12 protein-coding genes and 1 pseudogene are annotated in these 16,627 nt (G+C 41.3%); 3 read left to right on the top strand and 10 right to left on the bottom strand.

Features of this window, described 5'->3' with window-relative positions:
• From SWP_RS06935 to rfaH, 4 genes are all read right to left on the bottom strand, one after another.
• Window positions 1-990 (bottom strand): exopolysaccharide biosynthesis polyprenyl glycosylphosphotransferase, encoded by a 990-nt coding sequence (locus SWP_RS06935; RefSeq protein WP_020911720.1) that lies wholly within the window; start codon window positions 988-990, stop codon window positions 1-3.
• Window positions 991-1,214: 224 nt separating this feature from the next.
• Window positions 1,215-2,171, bottom strand: coding sequence for a Wzz/FepE/Etk N-terminal domain-containing protein (locus SWP_RS06930; RefSeq protein WP_020911719.1), 957 nt, complete (start codon window positions 2,169-2,171; stop codon window positions 1,215-1,217).
• A gap of 263 nt (window positions 2,172-2,434) precedes the next feature.
• Complete coding sequence (locus SWP_RS06925; RefSeq protein WP_020911718.1) at window positions 2,435-5,209, bottom strand: SLBB domain-containing protein; 2,775 nt, start codon at window positions 5,207-5,209, stop codon at window positions 2,435-2,437.
• Between the two features lie 767 nt (window positions 5,210-5,976).
• Complete coding sequence (gene rfaH, locus SWP_RS06920; RefSeq protein WP_020911717.1) at window positions 5,977-6,501, bottom strand: transcription/translation regulatory transformer protein RfaH; 525 nt, start codon at window positions 6,499-6,501, stop codon at window positions 5,977-5,979.
• A gap of 429 nt (window positions 6,502-6,930) precedes the next feature.
• Here rfaH and SWP_RS06915 point away from each other — a divergent pair, with 429 nt between their 5' ends.
• Window positions 6,931-8,400, top strand: a complete 1,470-nt coding sequence (locus SWP_RS06915; protein WP_020911716.1) for a peptide MFS transporter — start codon at window positions 6,931-6,933, stop codon at window positions 8,398-8,400.
• A 668-nt stretch (window positions 8,401-9,068) separates the two neighbouring features.
• On the opposite strand, the pseudogene SWP_RS06910 reads toward SWP_RS06915, so the two are convergent.
• Together SWP_RS06910 and SWP_RS06905 are read right to left on the bottom strand one after the other, a co-directional pair.
• A pseudogene (locus tag SWP_RS06910) lies at window positions 9,069-10,175 on the bottom strand (response regulator).
• Between the two features lie 102 nt (window positions 10,176-10,277).
• A complete protein-coding gene (locus SWP_RS06905) occupies window positions 10,278-11,042 on the bottom strand; it encodes an MlaA family lipoprotein (protein ID WP_020911713.1) in 765 nt (254 codons plus the stop codon).
• Between the two features lie 232 nt (window positions 11,043-11,274).
• Here SWP_RS06905 and SWP_RS06900 point away from each other — a divergent pair, with 232 nt between their 5' ends.
• Both SWP_RS06900 and SWP_RS06895 read left to right on the top strand, forming a co-directional pair.
• Window positions 11,275-12,885: a hypothetical protein gene (locus tag SWP_RS06900; RefSeq protein ID WP_020911712.1), complete on the top strand. Its 1,611-nt coding sequence runs from the start codon at window positions 11,275-11,277 to the stop codon at window positions 12,883-12,885.
• Window positions 12,886-12,968: 83 nt separating this feature from the next.
• A complete protein-coding gene (locus SWP_RS06895; RefSeq protein ID WP_020911711.1) occupies window positions 12,969-13,277 on the top strand; it encodes an EscU/YscU/HrcU family type III secretion system export apparatus switch protein in 309 nt (102 codons plus the stop codon).
• A gap of 214 nt (window positions 13,278-13,491) precedes the next feature.
• Here the strand turns inward: SWP_RS06895 and SWP_RS06890 are convergent, their stop codons facing one another.
• The 4 genes from SWP_RS06890 to SWP_RS06875 form a co-directional block, all read right to left on the bottom strand.
• Window positions 13,492-13,896, bottom strand: a complete 405-nt coding sequence (locus tag SWP_RS06890) for a DUF2802 domain-containing protein (protein ID WP_187148558.1) — start codon at window positions 13,894-13,896, stop codon at window positions 13,492-13,494.
• Window positions 13,897-14,065: 169 nt separating this feature from the next.
• Window positions 14,066-14,557, bottom strand: a complete 492-nt coding sequence (locus tag SWP_RS06885) for a chemotaxis protein CheW (protein WP_020911709.1) — start codon at window positions 14,555-14,557, stop codon at window positions 14,066-14,068.
• A 359-nt stretch (window positions 14,558-14,916) separates the two neighbouring features.
• A complete protein-coding gene (locus SWP_RS06880) occupies window positions 14,917-15,816 on the bottom strand; it encodes a chemotaxis protein CheW (RefSeq protein ID WP_020911707.1) in 900 nt (299 codons plus the stop codon).
• Window positions 15,800-16,591, bottom strand: a complete 792-nt coding sequence (locus tag SWP_RS06875) for a ParA family protein (RefSeq protein ID WP_020911706.1) — start codon at window positions 16,589-16,591, stop codon at window positions 15,800-15,802. Before SWP_RS06875 ends, SWP_RS06880 begins: the two co-directional genes overlap by 17 nt.
• Between the last annotated feature and the right edge of the window lie 36 nt (window positions 16,592-16,627).

Here is a 16,627-nt window from a genome sequence, read left to right as displayed (position 1 = left end):
TTAACGCCCCATTCCAAATAGAACAACTTTAATTGTTTTTAGTAAAATCTTTACGTCTAACAATGTACTATGATGTTTTATATAAAATATATCGTACTTGTGCTTCCATATTGCATCTTCAACAGAAGCTCCATAAGGATAGCTAACTTGAGCAAGGCCAGTAATTCCGGGCTTTACAGCATGCCTAAACCGGTAGTAAGGGATATCTTTTTCAAGTTCTTCAATAAAAACTTCCCGCTCAGGCCTCGGCCCTATTATAGACATTTCTCCTTTGAGAATATTAATAATTTGAGGGAGTTCATCAATACGAGTCTTACGGATAAAATTACCGACCTTCGTCACTCTGGCATCATTTTTACTTGCCCATTGAGCGCCTGATTTTTCCGCATCGCTCCGCATAGAACGAAACTTTATAACTTCGATTTGGTCATTGTATAGCCCCGTTCGTCGTTGTTTGTAAAAAACTGGGCCAGGACTTTCAAGCTTTATTGCTAACGCTGTGATGATACCAACAGGAATAGCAATTATACAAAGTAGAAAACTAGTGAATAAATCCAAAACTCTTTTCGCTAGCTGAGTACGTTTTGTCGACAAAATTGAGAAAGCTTTCTGATGAAGAAAATAACCACTATGAAGGAGTTTTACTTCCGTATATCCAAGACGTGAATCTAAATAGCTAACTAAAGGTTCAGCCCACGCCCCCATCTCAGTCGCTTTAACTAAAAATTCTTTCTGTTTTGTATTTAAATATGAACTTTCGAAATGGCAAATCACCTTGCAAGAAAAGTCCAAAATCGAGTAGTCATTAAAAATTATTATAAATGGATAGTTTTCTACGATCTTCGCTATTTCAACTTCTCTATTTTCAGGACAGTAAACGTATATTGTATTTTGTTTTAGAGCATCTGATTTAGACTTGAAACGTTTTTCAATCTGCTTTACTGATTGATAGGTTATCGAATCAGGTCTATCGCTAAGTTTCGAATTCATATATATGCCAGGCTTTAGTAAATTTAATTTTATATGGGACTTTATAGTTAGACATCAATCAACGTTCTACCTTTGCCTAATCCGATATAGATACCCTTAGAACAGCTATTGACCGCTAAAAGGTCATTTTATCTATTTTAGAACCGCTCTTAATAACAATCAAAAAAGAGTATAATTACGTTGATTCTTATAGAGCACTTAATATATTCGCTCTATGATTTCTTTCAATTGCGAGAAAAACGTCTCATTAACACAAACATAGTTCCTAGTATTCCCCCTGCTAATGTACCCAATACACAGAGTAAAGCTCGCATTGGCTTTGACTTCTCTTCAGGAATGAGTGCGGGATCAACCGTTTTAAATACGTATTCATCTCGGACCTCCGCGAACATAATTGTTTTTGCTTGCTCTTCTATAAGTTTGTAAAGAACAGTGCGAATATCTGCAACATTAGTTTGAGCAATTTGTTTATTAAGAAATTCGCGACTGCGATTAGCTTCTGCAACATCTCGTTCTTTCATCACTTGGTTAATATCTTCAATAAGCCAAGTCACCCACTGCTGAGCAATCGTAGGTGATAAATGCTCAACAGAAATTGTAACCATACCAGTGTCTTTAACGAGATTGATAGAGACAACGTCCTTGAATTCTTTATAAGCCTCTTGCATTGATGGTTTCGGTTTATAAGGAGCTTTTACTTCTCGAACCCAAGTATCATTAACTTCGTCATAAACCTCTGGATCGTATACTAGGGAATTATCGTGTAGATTCCACTTTTCAACAGCCATAAGGTTGGCAAGTATATTGTGCTTCTCTATAAATTGACTGGTGAATTGGCGCGACTTAATCACCTCAATAGCCATTTGTGTATTATCTACACCAGCACCACCGCCTAGGTTTATTCCCGCCATACTAGCAAGACCACCAAATTGCCCAGCTAATGCGCCTAAACCTCCAGCCTGCTCTTCGCTCGCTGGAGCTAATAATGCTTCGGATTTGTATATATTTGGCTGCAAAATGGCAAAAATAACTGACGATATTGCAAAAACGGTAGTTATTGCAATGACAGCCCATTTACCCTGCCAAACAACTGAAAATAGTTCTCTGAGATCAATTTCATCGTCTGTCATAGATTGCTGGAACTGTGCTTCTGTGTAGTTTTTTTGTATTTGTCTGGTCATTGTTTAAAGCTCCTAGGGTTTAGTTCCTAGGTGAATGTTCCATATGTTATTTAAAATTTGGAGTTGAGTTTGATAGTTAAATCAACCATTTAAGGGCGTTATTCTTTAAAAGCAATAAACAGAATCTTAATCTTTATATCAAAAGCAACCGACTTCTGCACTTCTTAATCTTGAAATGCGTATAATTACACCAAGGCACCTTCCCTGTTTATTAGGCTAAATCTTAAGCTTTAGGATTGAGCCTAATTCTCTCAAGTCACCTTTTAAAGGTTGGCAACAGTAGCAAACGCGACTGCTGTGTTGTATATGATGCTGGTGACTTGTGTCCAGAGTGTTAGGTTGTCTTTGTACTCAGTATCGAGTGGCACGATGATAGTATCGCCTGGCTGCAAATTAGACTCACTGCTAAACCACATAGATTTGTTTGGAAGCATTACAGAACCATCCGCTTTAATGATATAAGTTCTATCATCATCAGCACGCTCTCGAGCACCACCAGACATCGCTAGGTATTGGTCGACAGTTTGACCTTCTTTAAATCTATGTGTAGCGGCATGTTGCACTTCCCCCATTACCGCAATAGTTTGCTTGGTCGATGGGATGTAAAGTACGTCTTTGTCTTCAAGCTGAAGATCTGCCTGGGAGATACCAATTGAAATTGCTGAGAGATCAACCACTAATCGACCTACTGCTTGGATAGTCTCAAGATCAGTAAGCATCATCTGAGCATCGCTGTAATTTACGACGTTACCGTCTTTTGATACACCACGTGTGGCGATATCACGGCGAAGTTGGTCAGCAAGCTTTTTAATCTCTAACTGTTCTTGTTGACGCACAGATTCCCGTACAAAAACGGTTGAAGGTAAGTATGCATATTCGGTAAAGCCGCCCGCACGGGTAAGCACATCACCTAATGTTTCTCCACGGCGAATGTTATAAGTGCCTGGGAACTTCACTTCTCCGCGTATTTCAACTGACTTATTTTCTTGCCAATCTGGCGTTGTCATTACAGTAAGAATGTCGCGACCTTTGAGCAACAGGTTTTGCGAAACATCACCTTGAAGAGCAACATCTAATGCAATGTTTTTGTGACTAATTGAAGAACCATCGATGGTTGTATGTGTACTAGTCAGTTCCGCGCGCGTTGTGTAAGCGCCTTCTTCTAGTCCACCTGCTGCAACCACTAAGTCTTGTACTCTGGCATTAACCGCCAGAGGGTAAATACCAGGGTTATTTACTTTGCCGTTAATCGCAACAGCTTGGACGCCAGTCCCCGCTCGGCCTTGACTGTTTAACTTCATAATGACGGGGTAAAGTAACTCACCGCGGTTCATCACGCTGCTTAACTTTATCAAATCCCTATCTTCAAAAAGGTTTACCAACATTTTGTTGACCTCGCCTTTTATCGCCGTACTTTCATCCTCTTCGGCTTTACTATTAATGGCAATGCCACCAAGTTCAGCTCGGTCAGCAAATTTCTGTTGATTTAATTGAGAGAAACCCGCCTTAAATAGATCATTACCGATAAGTGAGTCACCGGCCAATGACTGCACCTTTTCTACTCGCTCTTTTACTAATTTATTTAGCTCATATCGATTTTGGGTCATATCGCTAAAATTGAAGAAAATGATTTTATCTCGAGGAGCCAACGTAAGGTTTTCAGAAAGTACTTTGCCGTTTATCGCCTTTGATGGTGAGAACTGATAAACCTGAATATCTCCCTGTTTATTCATTTCACGTACAACAACTGCGTATTCCAAATCTGCAGAAACAGTTAAGTCACCCCATATGGAAGGTACAAGATCGCTAATTTTTTGTCCTTCAAACCATTGGTATTTGCCTGGTCGAACAACGGCGCCAACAACGGTGAGCGCATCTTCGTATTGCGAAGTGGCATTTTTGACTCGAATGACATCACCAGCAAGTGCTTTAGTGTTCTTACCAGCTTCTGATGTTAAATCTACGTTTACTATCGTTCTAAGACTGTTTTTGTTAAAGCGCTCTACACTACTACGCTTTGGATAAGCGCCTGGTTTAACGCCAGCCGCCATCTCAATGACTTGCGCCATTGTTTCGTGTTTCTTAAGTTCATAAATAGCAGGGCGTCTGACTTCGCCGGTAACACTTACAAGTCCACCAACCGATGGGATAAACACTACGTCACCAGAACGTAAACGAATATCACCAGATGCATCCCCGCGTAGTAAAAGGTCATACAAATCCATTGCGCCAACTAGCTTACCATTGCGCTTCACTTGAATATTACGCAGTGAACCAATTTCATTGACGCCACCAGCAACAAAAAGTGCTTGAGTGATTGTCGAAAGACTAGAAACGGTATATGAGCCAGGCTTATAGGCATCGCCAGCAACAAAAATACGGATCGAGCGAAGCTCCCCCATAGTGATATTCGACTCTATACCAATCATCTGCTTCTTAATGCGCTGCGATAAAGATGCTCTCAATTCGCTAAAGCTTAGCCCTGATACATTAACGGGCCCAAGCTCTGGAAACTGAATCACTCCTTCGCGGTTAATGACTAAGTCATACTCTTTGTTTTCTTTGCCATATAACTGAACCTTGATGTTATCTCCTGGACCAACTAAGTATTCGCTCGGCACTGGCACGTCAGATACGGGGGCAAAAGTCGTCGGTTCGCCAGCAAACAGATCATAACCAAATCGCTGAAGTTCAGTTTTTGCCGCGTCCTCTTCAAAGGTAAGCTCTTTCTCTTTATTAGGGTTATTTGAGAAGTTCGGATTTTGGCTAGAGTTTGGAATCAAGTTTCCGTTACGATCATACTCAGCACGAGAGTTAACCACTTGTGGGTTTTCTAATTGCTGTTGTGAGCCACTACTACCACCTAGCATTGAAGGATCAATGCCATATTGTTTAGCTAAGCGCTGCTGCTCTGACGCCGGTAAGTTTTTAAACTGCTCAATCATCTGCGGAGACGGAGTTACTGCTTGCACTTGCCCGCATAATAGGAGCAATGCACTAGCACCTGCGATGACAATCTTTTTGGTTTTATGTAACACCGAGTTTTATCTCCAAACAAAAATAAAGAAACAATAATATTGATTAAAACAACTAAAGCTAATCGATATATCTAATTATAATATGACGTGATCGACATATAGTGGGTGCAAGCAAGGACTGTTAACTAAGTAATTGATCTTAAAGTAAGGCATTAAAATAAATTACAGACACGCTACCGCCCATGGATTACGGCTTCCAAATTGCCCTTCCGCATGACGGAAAATTCATTTTATGTAGTACAGAAACATCTAGCTATTGGCTAATACCAAAAGAGATTTAGTGACCAAACGCTTCATTTAACAATAAAGAAACAAGCGAGTATTTGATGTTCCAAATTATTTTGTAGCGCAAGATTATACATCAGCAAAGTGGTCAGAACAGTAACTCTGCAATATTCTCTTGCCAAATGCTTAAAAAAAAATCATTACGTTACTTTTATGACACTCGTCAAAAAGCCTTAAAAACATACAGCTATCATTTAATCGTTAAGAGACAATAAAAACTGCAGCAAAAGTCTCTATTTGCATCAGATAAGTCAGCAAACTTAAGCTTACCTTGGAGCTATATCGGAAATAAAAGAGTCACTTGGTCATTTGATCCAACCTGTAAGTGCATTTTCAGCTCCAATTAAACAAAAGAGCGAATATTCTTAATCTCGCTAATTACAACTGCAAATTAAGGAAAAGACATCGAGCTTTACAAGCTGAACTGAAACTATAGTCAATGTCTTACATACATAGTGGGGTTTAGACTACAACTGTAAACTTCAGCCAGCGAGCTTAACGGTAGAACGATCTACTGAGACCCGCTGTTGTTTGCCCATTATATCAAAGAGCACATAACAGCGCTTCTCGCCATTCTTCTCTTGAAAGATCCCTTCAAGCTCAGCAAATGGCCCATCAACGAACTTAACTTTATCTCCAGACTTCACCGGGCAAACCAGCTCTTCTTTGCAACGAGTCTCAGGTAACAGTTCGTTTATCCACTTATGCTCACGTGCTTTAATAGCACCAATGACGCCTTCATCTATCGGCGTCATTAGCTCTTTACACCCTACGATACGGATCACTCCGCGTGTATTGTGAATACGAGAAACACTGGTGACTTGCGGGTCAAAGTGAATAAAAAGATAACTTGGAAATAAAGAAACACGTCGGACAGTGACCTTCCCGTTATGAGTCTTTTCTTCGGGATATGTTGGAATGTAGGTTTCAATCTCTTGAAGAGCCAAGTTTTGTTGAGCCCGAGCTTCGCCACGGGGCTTACAATATAACAAATACCAAGCTTTCATTAACATTAACTCCAATCATCAAAAATAGTGACGTCCTTTCACGGCATTGCATTTTATCAAAAAAACCAACAAGGAACCAATGCAAATTTAAACAGGTATACCTGCTTGGCTGGCAATTATACAGAAGAGGAACAGCTTCTCTTTATAGTGTTCATTAAGTCAGCAGTCGCTCCCTTAAAATTGACTTAAGGCACCTTAAAAGGGTATATAAGGTAGGCTTTATCGCATTTGGCGCTATTTTTAGCTTCAAATAATAAAAATTAGAATATAAGCCCATAACAGAGCGGTCAAAACTGCTACATATACGCATTAAAAATAACATTTTAAGTGTGTATATCCCGCAGATTTGGTACGCGACTATTTATAAAAATATATTTCTGTGGCGTTTATTGACTCACAGGCAATCACAAGCTGAAGGTGGAAGAACAAATGAGCGGAGTAAAACCCCAGGGGACGATGCTTGGGCATCCGAAGGGATTGTTCCTGTTGTTTACAACAGAGCTATGGGAACGATTTAGTTATTATGCAATGCGCGCCATTTTGGTGTTATATCTTGTAGATAAAGTACAAACTGAAGGTGGACATGGTCTAGGCTGGACTCAGGGTGACGCAATTTCACTCTATGGTACCTTTACAGGTCTTGTTTATTTAACCCCACTTATCGGTGGTTGGTTGGCTGATGCTTATTTAGGTCAACGTAAAGCAATTATCATTGGCGGCGCGTTAATGGCTGCTGGCCAATTCACTCTTGCTCTACCACATAGCTGGATCCCTGGTTCTGAAACCATGGTGTTTTATATTGGTCTTGGTACATTGATTATTGGTAATGGTCTATTTAAGCCAAACATCTCAACCATGGTTGGTGACTTGTATGAAGAGGGTGACCATCGTCGTGATGGCGCATTCACTATCTTCTATATGGGTATTAACGTTGGTGCATTCCTCTCAGGTATTATTGTAGGCTCAGTTGTTGCAGCTTATGACGGTAACTTCCAAATGGGCTTCTTATGTGCGGGTATCGGTATGGTACTTTCACTCATTATCCAGTTCGTATTCGCGCAAAAACTTCTAGGTGATATTGGACGCTACCCTGCTGCCAAGCTCGAGAAAGAGAAGAATGAAGCGGCTGGTGATGTTCGTAAAGAACCACTAACAAAAATTGAGCGTGATCGCATTAAAGTGATTATGGTCATGGGTCTGTTCACTATTATCTTCTGGGCTGGCTTTGAACAAGCCGGTGGTTTGATGAACTTGTTCACTAACGACTTTACTGACCGTATGATTGGTGGTTGGGAAGTTCCTACCACTTGGTTCCAGTCGCTTAACGCAATGTTCATTGTCATCTTCGCGCCTGTTATCGCTTCTATCTGGATCCGCTTAGGAAAGAATGAGCCTAACTCTCCAGTTAAGTTCGCTTTAGGCCTAGTGCTTTTAGGTATTGGTTTCCTATTCATGATTGGTGCTGTTTTAGAGATGGGCGGTGACGCTGATGCTAAATCAAGCATGTGGTGGTTAGTGGGTGCATACTTCTTCCACACCATGGGTGAACTTTGTTTATCTCCTATTGGTCTTTCAATGGTTACTAAATTGGCTCCACTGCGTATCGCATCATTAATGATGGGTGCATGGTTCCTATTCGTTGCTATCGCTAACAAAGTGGGTGGCGTAGTCGGTTCATTTATCGGACATGGCGGCGAGAAGGAAGAGCAACTTGCTAATGCAATGGCTATCTTCGCAGGTATCGCAATCACTTCAGCTATTTCAGGCATCATCCTTTACTTCATGGCAGATAAGCTTGTTGATTGGATGCACGGCGCTGAAGGTCATGCAGAAACAGAAGAAGAAGCTCTTGAACAAGAGATTGCTGTAACAGCAGATCATGAAGGGATAAAGCAATAGGTTCTAGGTTCTAAAGTAGAATGTAAATGCCTCGTAGTAATACGAGGCATTTTTGTATCTATAACATTAAAAGAGCTAACGATTTGTCTTTTAACCGCTTTTAGCTATTCGAGTTAACGCTGCTAGCATTGATGATGGCTGCTTTGCTTCATCTATAAGTTCTAATACCAATTACATTAAGTATTTCACCAGTTCAGAGCCCCTCAGTCTTTTCAATTCAAAGCGCATTGGTAAAGAAATGGTTATTCCCTTTTAAGCCAATGCAAAGCAGAAGTGGAAAGCCTGAGGAACTCACGTAGTACGGCTGAAGTTAAACAAATTGGCAAAACGCTGTATGCTTCGCTATGGGATTTGGATATACGACTAAATGGATTTAGGAGGTAGAGCGAAGCAGGATGCCAGAGCCGAGAATAACTATTAGCTCAAATCCCACTACTTGACTACAGCGTTTTGAATTCCCGCTGAATGGTCAAACTTTTAATGCAATTGGTATAAAGCACTTTTCTTATCAACCAATTTCTATTGCGATATAAAACGGAGTAACTAACTCTGCAGCAGAACCTTTTGAATAATACATAAACCAAGCAGAGCTTTTGGTGTTTGCCTATCGACTCCCTCGCAATATTTGATGGGATTGATAGCGCGGCTCTAGAATGTCATCCCCTTTACTAAGTCGCCGTTAGCTGAATAAACCCACCTGCTGGTATATTCTCGTCGTGCACAAGTCCATGAAACTCATTATTTAACAGCTGAAGTTTATGCTCACTAACATTGGTTAAAACACACAACTGCTCGCCGGGCATTAATGTACGAAATTGCACTGAAGGCGCTCCCCAATCACTGACACCTAGTTGCATAGAGTCCGCAATGGCAAGTGGTGCAAGCCCTTCTCTGTTGCGAAGGTAACAGCGAAACTCGCTCCCAGCTTGAGCTATTGCGACGCGATAACTCGACAAGTCAATCACCACATAAGTCATATCAACATAAATATCTAATCCAGACTTAGACATTCTATCGTTAAGATAGGTGAGCATGTTGTACGGCTCTGTGATGACCTTAGATAATTTATTGCGATAACGCTTTAGTTTATGATTTACAAAACTCTTTAACAGTACGCTAGCGAATGCCGCGCGGTTGTCGTGAGGATAGAAGTGCGCCATATACATCATAATATGCGAATCATCGAGCATTGCTGTATCAATAAAGTGAGCACTAACTTCATCGGTGTTAAATAGACTGTAGTCGATCTGAGCCTTAGAATATTCTATGCGGCTTGGGGGGAATAGTTGCTGCTGCACGCTTTTTGCTGCTTGCTCACTTTGGGCTAACAATTCAAGGTTTTGATTGAGCTCCAGATAAGACAGAGATTCTAGTTCGTCAAACTGTAATGATTCTTCAAGTGTGCCATTAACACATTCTTTGATAGCATTTTCGATAACAAAAAGGTCTGAGACGGGTTTAACGAGGTAATCATTGGCACCATGTCTAAGTGCATCTACCACATCTGACATGGCTTGATTACCCTATATAATAATCGAGGGCGTGCCTGGGCTATATTGATTCATAGCTTTCAGCATTTCTAAGCCGCCTAGTTTCGGCATACTCAAGTCAGCCAGTACAACATCAAAGCGTTGCTTCTTAAAATAATCTAAACCAATTTCACCATTATCAGCCTCGAGAACAATCGCACCTCTGCTCTCTAAAAAGGCCGTAACAATCTTGCGGAAAACGGGATCGTCCTCCACTAACAGAATCGTTAATTCTTTTAGCGCCATTTGCTGTCCTTAACTCACAACAGCGTCAACTCACATCCTTGTTTTCAATGTTTCCGCTTATTGCCGGCTGGTTCTTCTATTAGTTGCCGACAAATTCATTATTTACTCAAGTTCCTGCATATATTCATCAAGCAATTCATCGTCATCTTCGCTCAAAGGAATATCACCATCATATACTTTGTAGTCCATGTGTTGGAAATACGCGTCTTTGACAAAAGTATATGGGTCTAAAGCATTGTCAACTAACCTCTCCTGATCAATTGCTGATGCTCGACTATGCAGATTTTTAAGACCCCACTTTAACACTGACTGCCAAAATGTCAGCTCTGATAATGGGAAGTATAGATCATCAACCCAATCAGAGGCGAGCTCTCTGGTAACATAAGGCCCAAAGAATGGCGCCATGAAATAAGGTCCGTTGGGCACACCGTAATAACCGAGTACTTCATTAAAGTCATCTTGCTTACGTGTCATGCCCATCATTTCAGCAACATCAATAACCCCGAGTAACCCAAGAGTGGTATTGACGGTAAAGCGACCACCAGCATTCACTGCCCAACCCCATTTACCTTGCAATGTGTTATTGACAATGCTGCTAGGTTCTTCGAGGTTAAGCACGAAGTTGTTAATGCCACTTTTAACCGGAAGCGGGATATAATCATTATAGCCGTGGGCAACAGGTCGGTAAAAATACCGATCCATATACAAATAGTTGAGATCCCACATCGCTCGGTTAAACCCTTCAATCGGGTCACGAGGATCATTGTAGGTGACAGTGACACTCTCACCTTCCTTGATGTCCTCCGCAGCAACTATGGTAGAAAACCCAAATATCGCCAGAGAAAGCACAATCCATTTACACTTCATAATTGTCTCTTTGAATAGGTCAGTATTTCTTACTCTTTGTTTCTACTAAAGCCTTTGTATGTTACTGCCGATACAGTCATAAGAACGCATAATTTAGCTAAATCTAAGGTTATCGACTAACAAAGCTATAAAATACCAGTAAGACGGCTAAGGATACTCAGTAACACAATAAGATCAAACATAATTTTGTGATAAAACATGTCTATTTAATTGGATAAAATAGGGCTCTCTTTTGGATAACATTACCCATTCAGCTTTAAGTCATGCCAGTCGCGCCACTGCGCCCGAAAAAGTACCGCTTTCAGCTCGGCCAACGTCACAGATCCCGGTTACCGCGACACTTGATAAAAATGGTGTACAAGTGCACTTTTTAGGACATACATATAACGCAAAATTAGCAGCGGCATTAAGCCCACAGCAGTTTTCTAAAGCCCAAGCATTCCTATTAAATATAGTGCAGCAAAACACGCTCGTCAGTAATACCGCTCAAATACAGCTGCTCACCTTAGGCCAAGCTGTCTATTTTCCGATGCCTAAAGCGATGCTTGCGCTAGCTAACCGCAATAATGTCTCCGAGCGAAAATTGGTCAAACTTGGGAATAAGAATGAAGGCTACTTGCTACCAAATGCAAAGGTTTCAGATAGTGAATTACAATTTAATAATGGCTCCAAGCTAACCCTCCCCATGTTGACCTCATTAGCTAATGGGGAGTATTCAGTCGCAGTAAAAACACGAGAGCAACAGCTGTTCCTTAAGCTCACACCGATCCAGACAAAAATACCGATAACACTCGACAGTTCTCATAGCAGTAATGAAGAGGCTGCAGAACCCGCTTTGCTATCAGAGGCGTTAAATACCAGTAAAACCAACGTCAATCACCAGTACAGGACGCTCTTTTCCCAGCTAGAAAGAACACCACTGCCGCAGATCGCTGAATCAAGATCATTGACAGCTAAATTGCCACTAGATAGTGCCAACCAAAAGAGCACTCCTGGGCCGCAAAACTTTCTAACCTCGGCATTAGCAAAAGCGGGGAGCCTTCCCAGAACATCTATTAAACAAAGCTTGCCAACACAGAATCTGGCAAGTGAGATGTTCAAACTATTGCCGATGCTCAACCCTGAGTCGCTGTTATCACTGAGTGAACCCAAGAAGTTAAAACAAGCACTACTTAGCCTTAATTCACTCAATATTAGTCCATCAAGCTGGCAAGCAGGTACACCAAGTCATATAAACACCTTAAGCTTAGTTTGCCAGCTATTACTAGGCCAAAGAGCAATCGAGAACGCTACAGTGCCTCTAAGCACTGAATTAACAAATAGATTAGCTGCCTTACAAACTCGCTTGGGATTTTCCCCTCAGATATTATCGATACTAGCAGCGACAGAGACTCATAAACCATTGGGAACACTGCTCAATAACCTAAGTCTATATCAACATCAATCGGGCGCTGTTGACGGTATTAACCATTGGTATTTCGCCCAGCCCTATTCAATCAATCACTACCAAGAGCAGTTTGAAGGCCACTTTGAACAATCTAATGACCCACAAGAGAGTACTAACCATTGGAAGCTGAGACTAAAATTCAATCTTTCATCGAGCCCACTATTAATAACTGCCAATGCGAATGGTCTGGACACGCTTGATAATACATTGCGTATTGCCGTTGATTTTGCCAGTGACAATCAAAACTTGTTAAACAAAGTCAAGTTACTCAGTCCTAAACTTACCAGTAAGATTGAGCAATTGGGTCTATCGGTAGTAGCAATAAACACACAAAAACAAGCAGTACCAGCAACTTTGCTACCAGGTGAACATTACTTGGTGAAAGTAAAGGTCTAACAGTGAAAGTGAGTCCAGCTCTAATAACAGCTATAAACAAGCGTCGAATAGATTGATCAATATGAATATAAAGGGAGAAGCCAATGAGCCAACATGAACAGTCTACCAAGGCTGTGGCAGTTAAATACGATCAAGGCGCAGCGCCAAGCATTTCTGCAAAAGCTGAAGATGAATTGGCTCAAGAGATGATTGCGCTTGCAGAAGAGGCTGGGATCTTCATTCATAAAGACGAGCACCTATGCGAGTTTTTACAAAAAATGGATGTTGGCGAAGCTATCCCTAAAGAGCTGTATTTACTTATCGCGGAACTGATTGCTTTCGCCTATGTACTTGATGGCAAATTCCCTGAAAAGTGGAATGGTATGCATGAAAAGATTATGGAAGAAGTTTAACGGCTCGGCTAAGCAACACTGAGACAAACAAGCAGTGGCTTTACGACAACAAAATTTTGAAGTGAATATAAGAGGCTCAGGTTCTAAGTTCTAAGTTCTAAGTTCTAAGTCCTAGGAATGAGTGAAGTGACCATCTGACACTTTACGTTACTTGCTATTAACCGCTTACTTTTCCCAGAACCGAAGCGCCCTCGAAGTGAGATAGCGAACGGCCTTATGATTTCCTATGTAAGCGGATCAATAACTCTGCTTCAGCCTTAGGCAATTCACATTCTTGAATAAGCTCATCAATACCTGCGCCTAAGTCGACCATTTTCATCGCTCTGGAATACAATCTAGCTTGTGGATCTTGCTGATTTGTCTCTTCAAGTTTGGCATCTTGTTGTTGCAACTTCTTTTCAAGTTCTAACACTCTGCGGCCAACCCCAATAGTGCCACTTCTAAGCTCTTGCAGTTCACGTTTTACTGCTTCTCTTTGCTTATCGCCATCTTTGACCAATATTGTTAACGCTTCGACTTTCGCTCGTAGCTTTTTAGCTTGCTTACTAATAAGCACAACCGAGCCAATGGATAACACCACAAACACTAACGCAGTACCGATTAGAATTTCTTCAGCAATCATTTATGGCTCTTTTCAATTAAAGGGGTGAAGGCAAACATGCAAAACTAAAACAAACGCCCCGCTTAAGGCTAGCGGAACGTTTGTTGACTCACTGAGGCTCGAAAGTTTATTCCAGCTTTCTATTTCGACTAAAGCTGTTCTAGTCTTACCGCCCTAGCTTTAGCGATTAAATCTGTGTCAGTTCCATCCACTCTTCATCTGAGAGTAACTTATCAAGGTCAACTAAGATCAATAGTTCGCTATCACGATTACTCACGCCTTGAATAAACTTAGCGCTTTCCTCGGTACCAACATTTGGCGCATTATCGATTTCAGATCGGCGCAGATAGACAACTTCTGCAACGCTATCAACCAAAATACCAATAACTTGTTTTTCAGCTTCGATGATTACAATGCGTGTCGAATCGTTTACGTCTGCAGACGCTAGGCCAAAGCGAGAACGAGTGTCGATAACAGTCACGACGTTACCGCGCAGATTGATAATTCCGAGTACGTAGTGCGGCGCACCTGGTACTGGGGCAATTTCAGTGTAACGCAGCACTTCTTGAACCTGCATGACATTGATGCCATATGTTTCATTATCTAGCTTGAAAGTCACCCATTGTAACACTGCATCATCATTGCCAGCCGCAACGGCTACACTATTTGAACTTGTCATAATCGCCTCAATCAATAGTTCTGTGACTATCTATTTAAATATTATATTAATACCAATCGTAGTAAATAACTGCTCACTCTAGCTTGTTAAAATACTCGATAACGTCGTTAAAAATTTTAATTGTAGAATAACTACTTATCAAAAATTTCTGCCTTGTTCTCAAGTGTTTTTCCTGCGCTATTTCTGAACACCTATTAATGTGATTGGTATAAGCATATCTTTCTATGCGCTTCAAACCAATTACTTTAATACCGAAATACTACAAACCTATGCACTTTATCGGCATTTGGCATTTTTTCTAAACGAGCAATTGCAAATTTTGCCAACCTAGCGCCTAAACGACTCAGAGTAACCAAGAGCTAGCCTTGACTGCCAAGGCCTGAATCAAGCATCGCAATTAACGCATCTACATTCAAAATACCGCACATTTGCTCTTTAACTACCCCGGCAAGCCATGGTCTTTTACCCGCTTGGCTGCGCCAATTAACTTGCGACTTATGTATTTTCACGGTATTGACCAATGACTCACAGGTTAACCCCCAGCTACTATCTTGCAAGACCACAATATATTGATAGTTAACATTTTGTGCTAAATCATCGTATTTTTCAGGCATTACCCAAGCGCAAGTATCTACCACATTCAGTTGAGAGTCTCGGTGCTGCTGTACGCCTAAGTACCAACTAGGTCGCCCCATTAAGTGGTTTATGCGTTCAAGGTTCACGATGCCGCCTAAACTCACTAAAGGCACTGCTAACGTCAGCCCAGCAACTTTAAAGAAAAGCACTTGAAACTCATCATCCAATTGCTCTATCAAGTCTTTTGTAATGCTAGGAGGCGGATACTTATTAATCTGCTTAAGATTAAAGGATTGATTACCCTCAACCTCTTCTGCTTTGGGCGCTGCAGTCATAGACTCATGGACAATTGAATCGCCTACTGCGGCTATCGTGTCGGTGTCTTCAAGCGTTTTCGGCTCCACTTGAACCTTGCTAGTTTGAGGTTTTTCAAACTTATCAAGCACAACTGAACTTTGCTCTTCTTCGATAGCAGAGACTGGCGCTAACAGCTGTTCCAAAGCTTGGCTACTGACCCGCTCTTTAACCGCATACTCTTTAACTTCAGCCTTTGATTGACGTTGCTGCCCGTAAGGTAGCTCTTTAGCTCTTGGTATTACTGGTTCTACACAAGCGACCTCAGCATCATCAGTTAACAATAAAGTGAAGTAATCACTGACTGCCTCATCAACCAATTTTGACATGGGAGAAATCCTTCGTAAGCAAGTCATCAAGCAGTCTGTCGTAAGCTTTTACGCCGCGGCTGCGTGGAGCGTAATGTGAAGCGGGTAAATGGCTCAAACTTGCATCTCTAAATTTAGTATCTACTGGAATAACATCAGACCAGAGGTTATTTTTATAATCTTGGTTCAGCTGTTCCAAGGCCGCTGTGGCCGCACGGGTTCTTCTATCAAACATAGTTGGCACAATTGTATAGCTATACTCGACTTTCTTTGAACGTCCCATCAAGATCATCGTTTTAACCATTCGATCCAGTCCTTTAATCGCCAAGAACTCAGTTTGAACAGGCACGATAATATGTTGGCTAGCAGCAAGCGCATTAACCATTAACACGCCAAGTACTGGCGGGCAATCGATAAGAACCACATCATATTGGTCCTCTAAAAGCGCTAGCGCTTTAGTTAAAATCAGCCCCATTCCCTCTTGATGTCCAAGACTACGATCTAAGGTAGCTAATGCCATTGTGGAGGGGATTAAATCGAGATCAGGTACATTGGTCGGCACAATATAATTGCCAATAGTCTCTTTGGTTAACTTAGTATTGGCTAAGAACAGATCATACAAAGAGCTCGGTAACTCTTCACTGTCTATCCCTAAGTAATAGCCTAATGATGCATGAGGATCGGTATCGACCATGAGCACTCGTTTACCACGCTTGGTAAATGCGCCAGCTAAACTAGCAACAGTCGTTGTCTTACCAACGCCGCCTTTCTGGTTTGCTATGGTCCAAATTTTCAAAATGATCCTTATGATGGCAGCGCCACCGTCTTTGAC

Origin of the sequence: Shewanella piezotolerans WP3 (assembly GCF_000014885.1) — a bacterium.
In the GTDB taxonomy this organism is placed as follows: domain Bacteria; phylum Pseudomonadota; class Gammaproteobacteria; order Enterobacterales; family Shewanellaceae; genus Shewanella; species Shewanella piezotolerans.
This window is presented reverse-complemented; position numbering and strand designations above follow the sequence as displayed.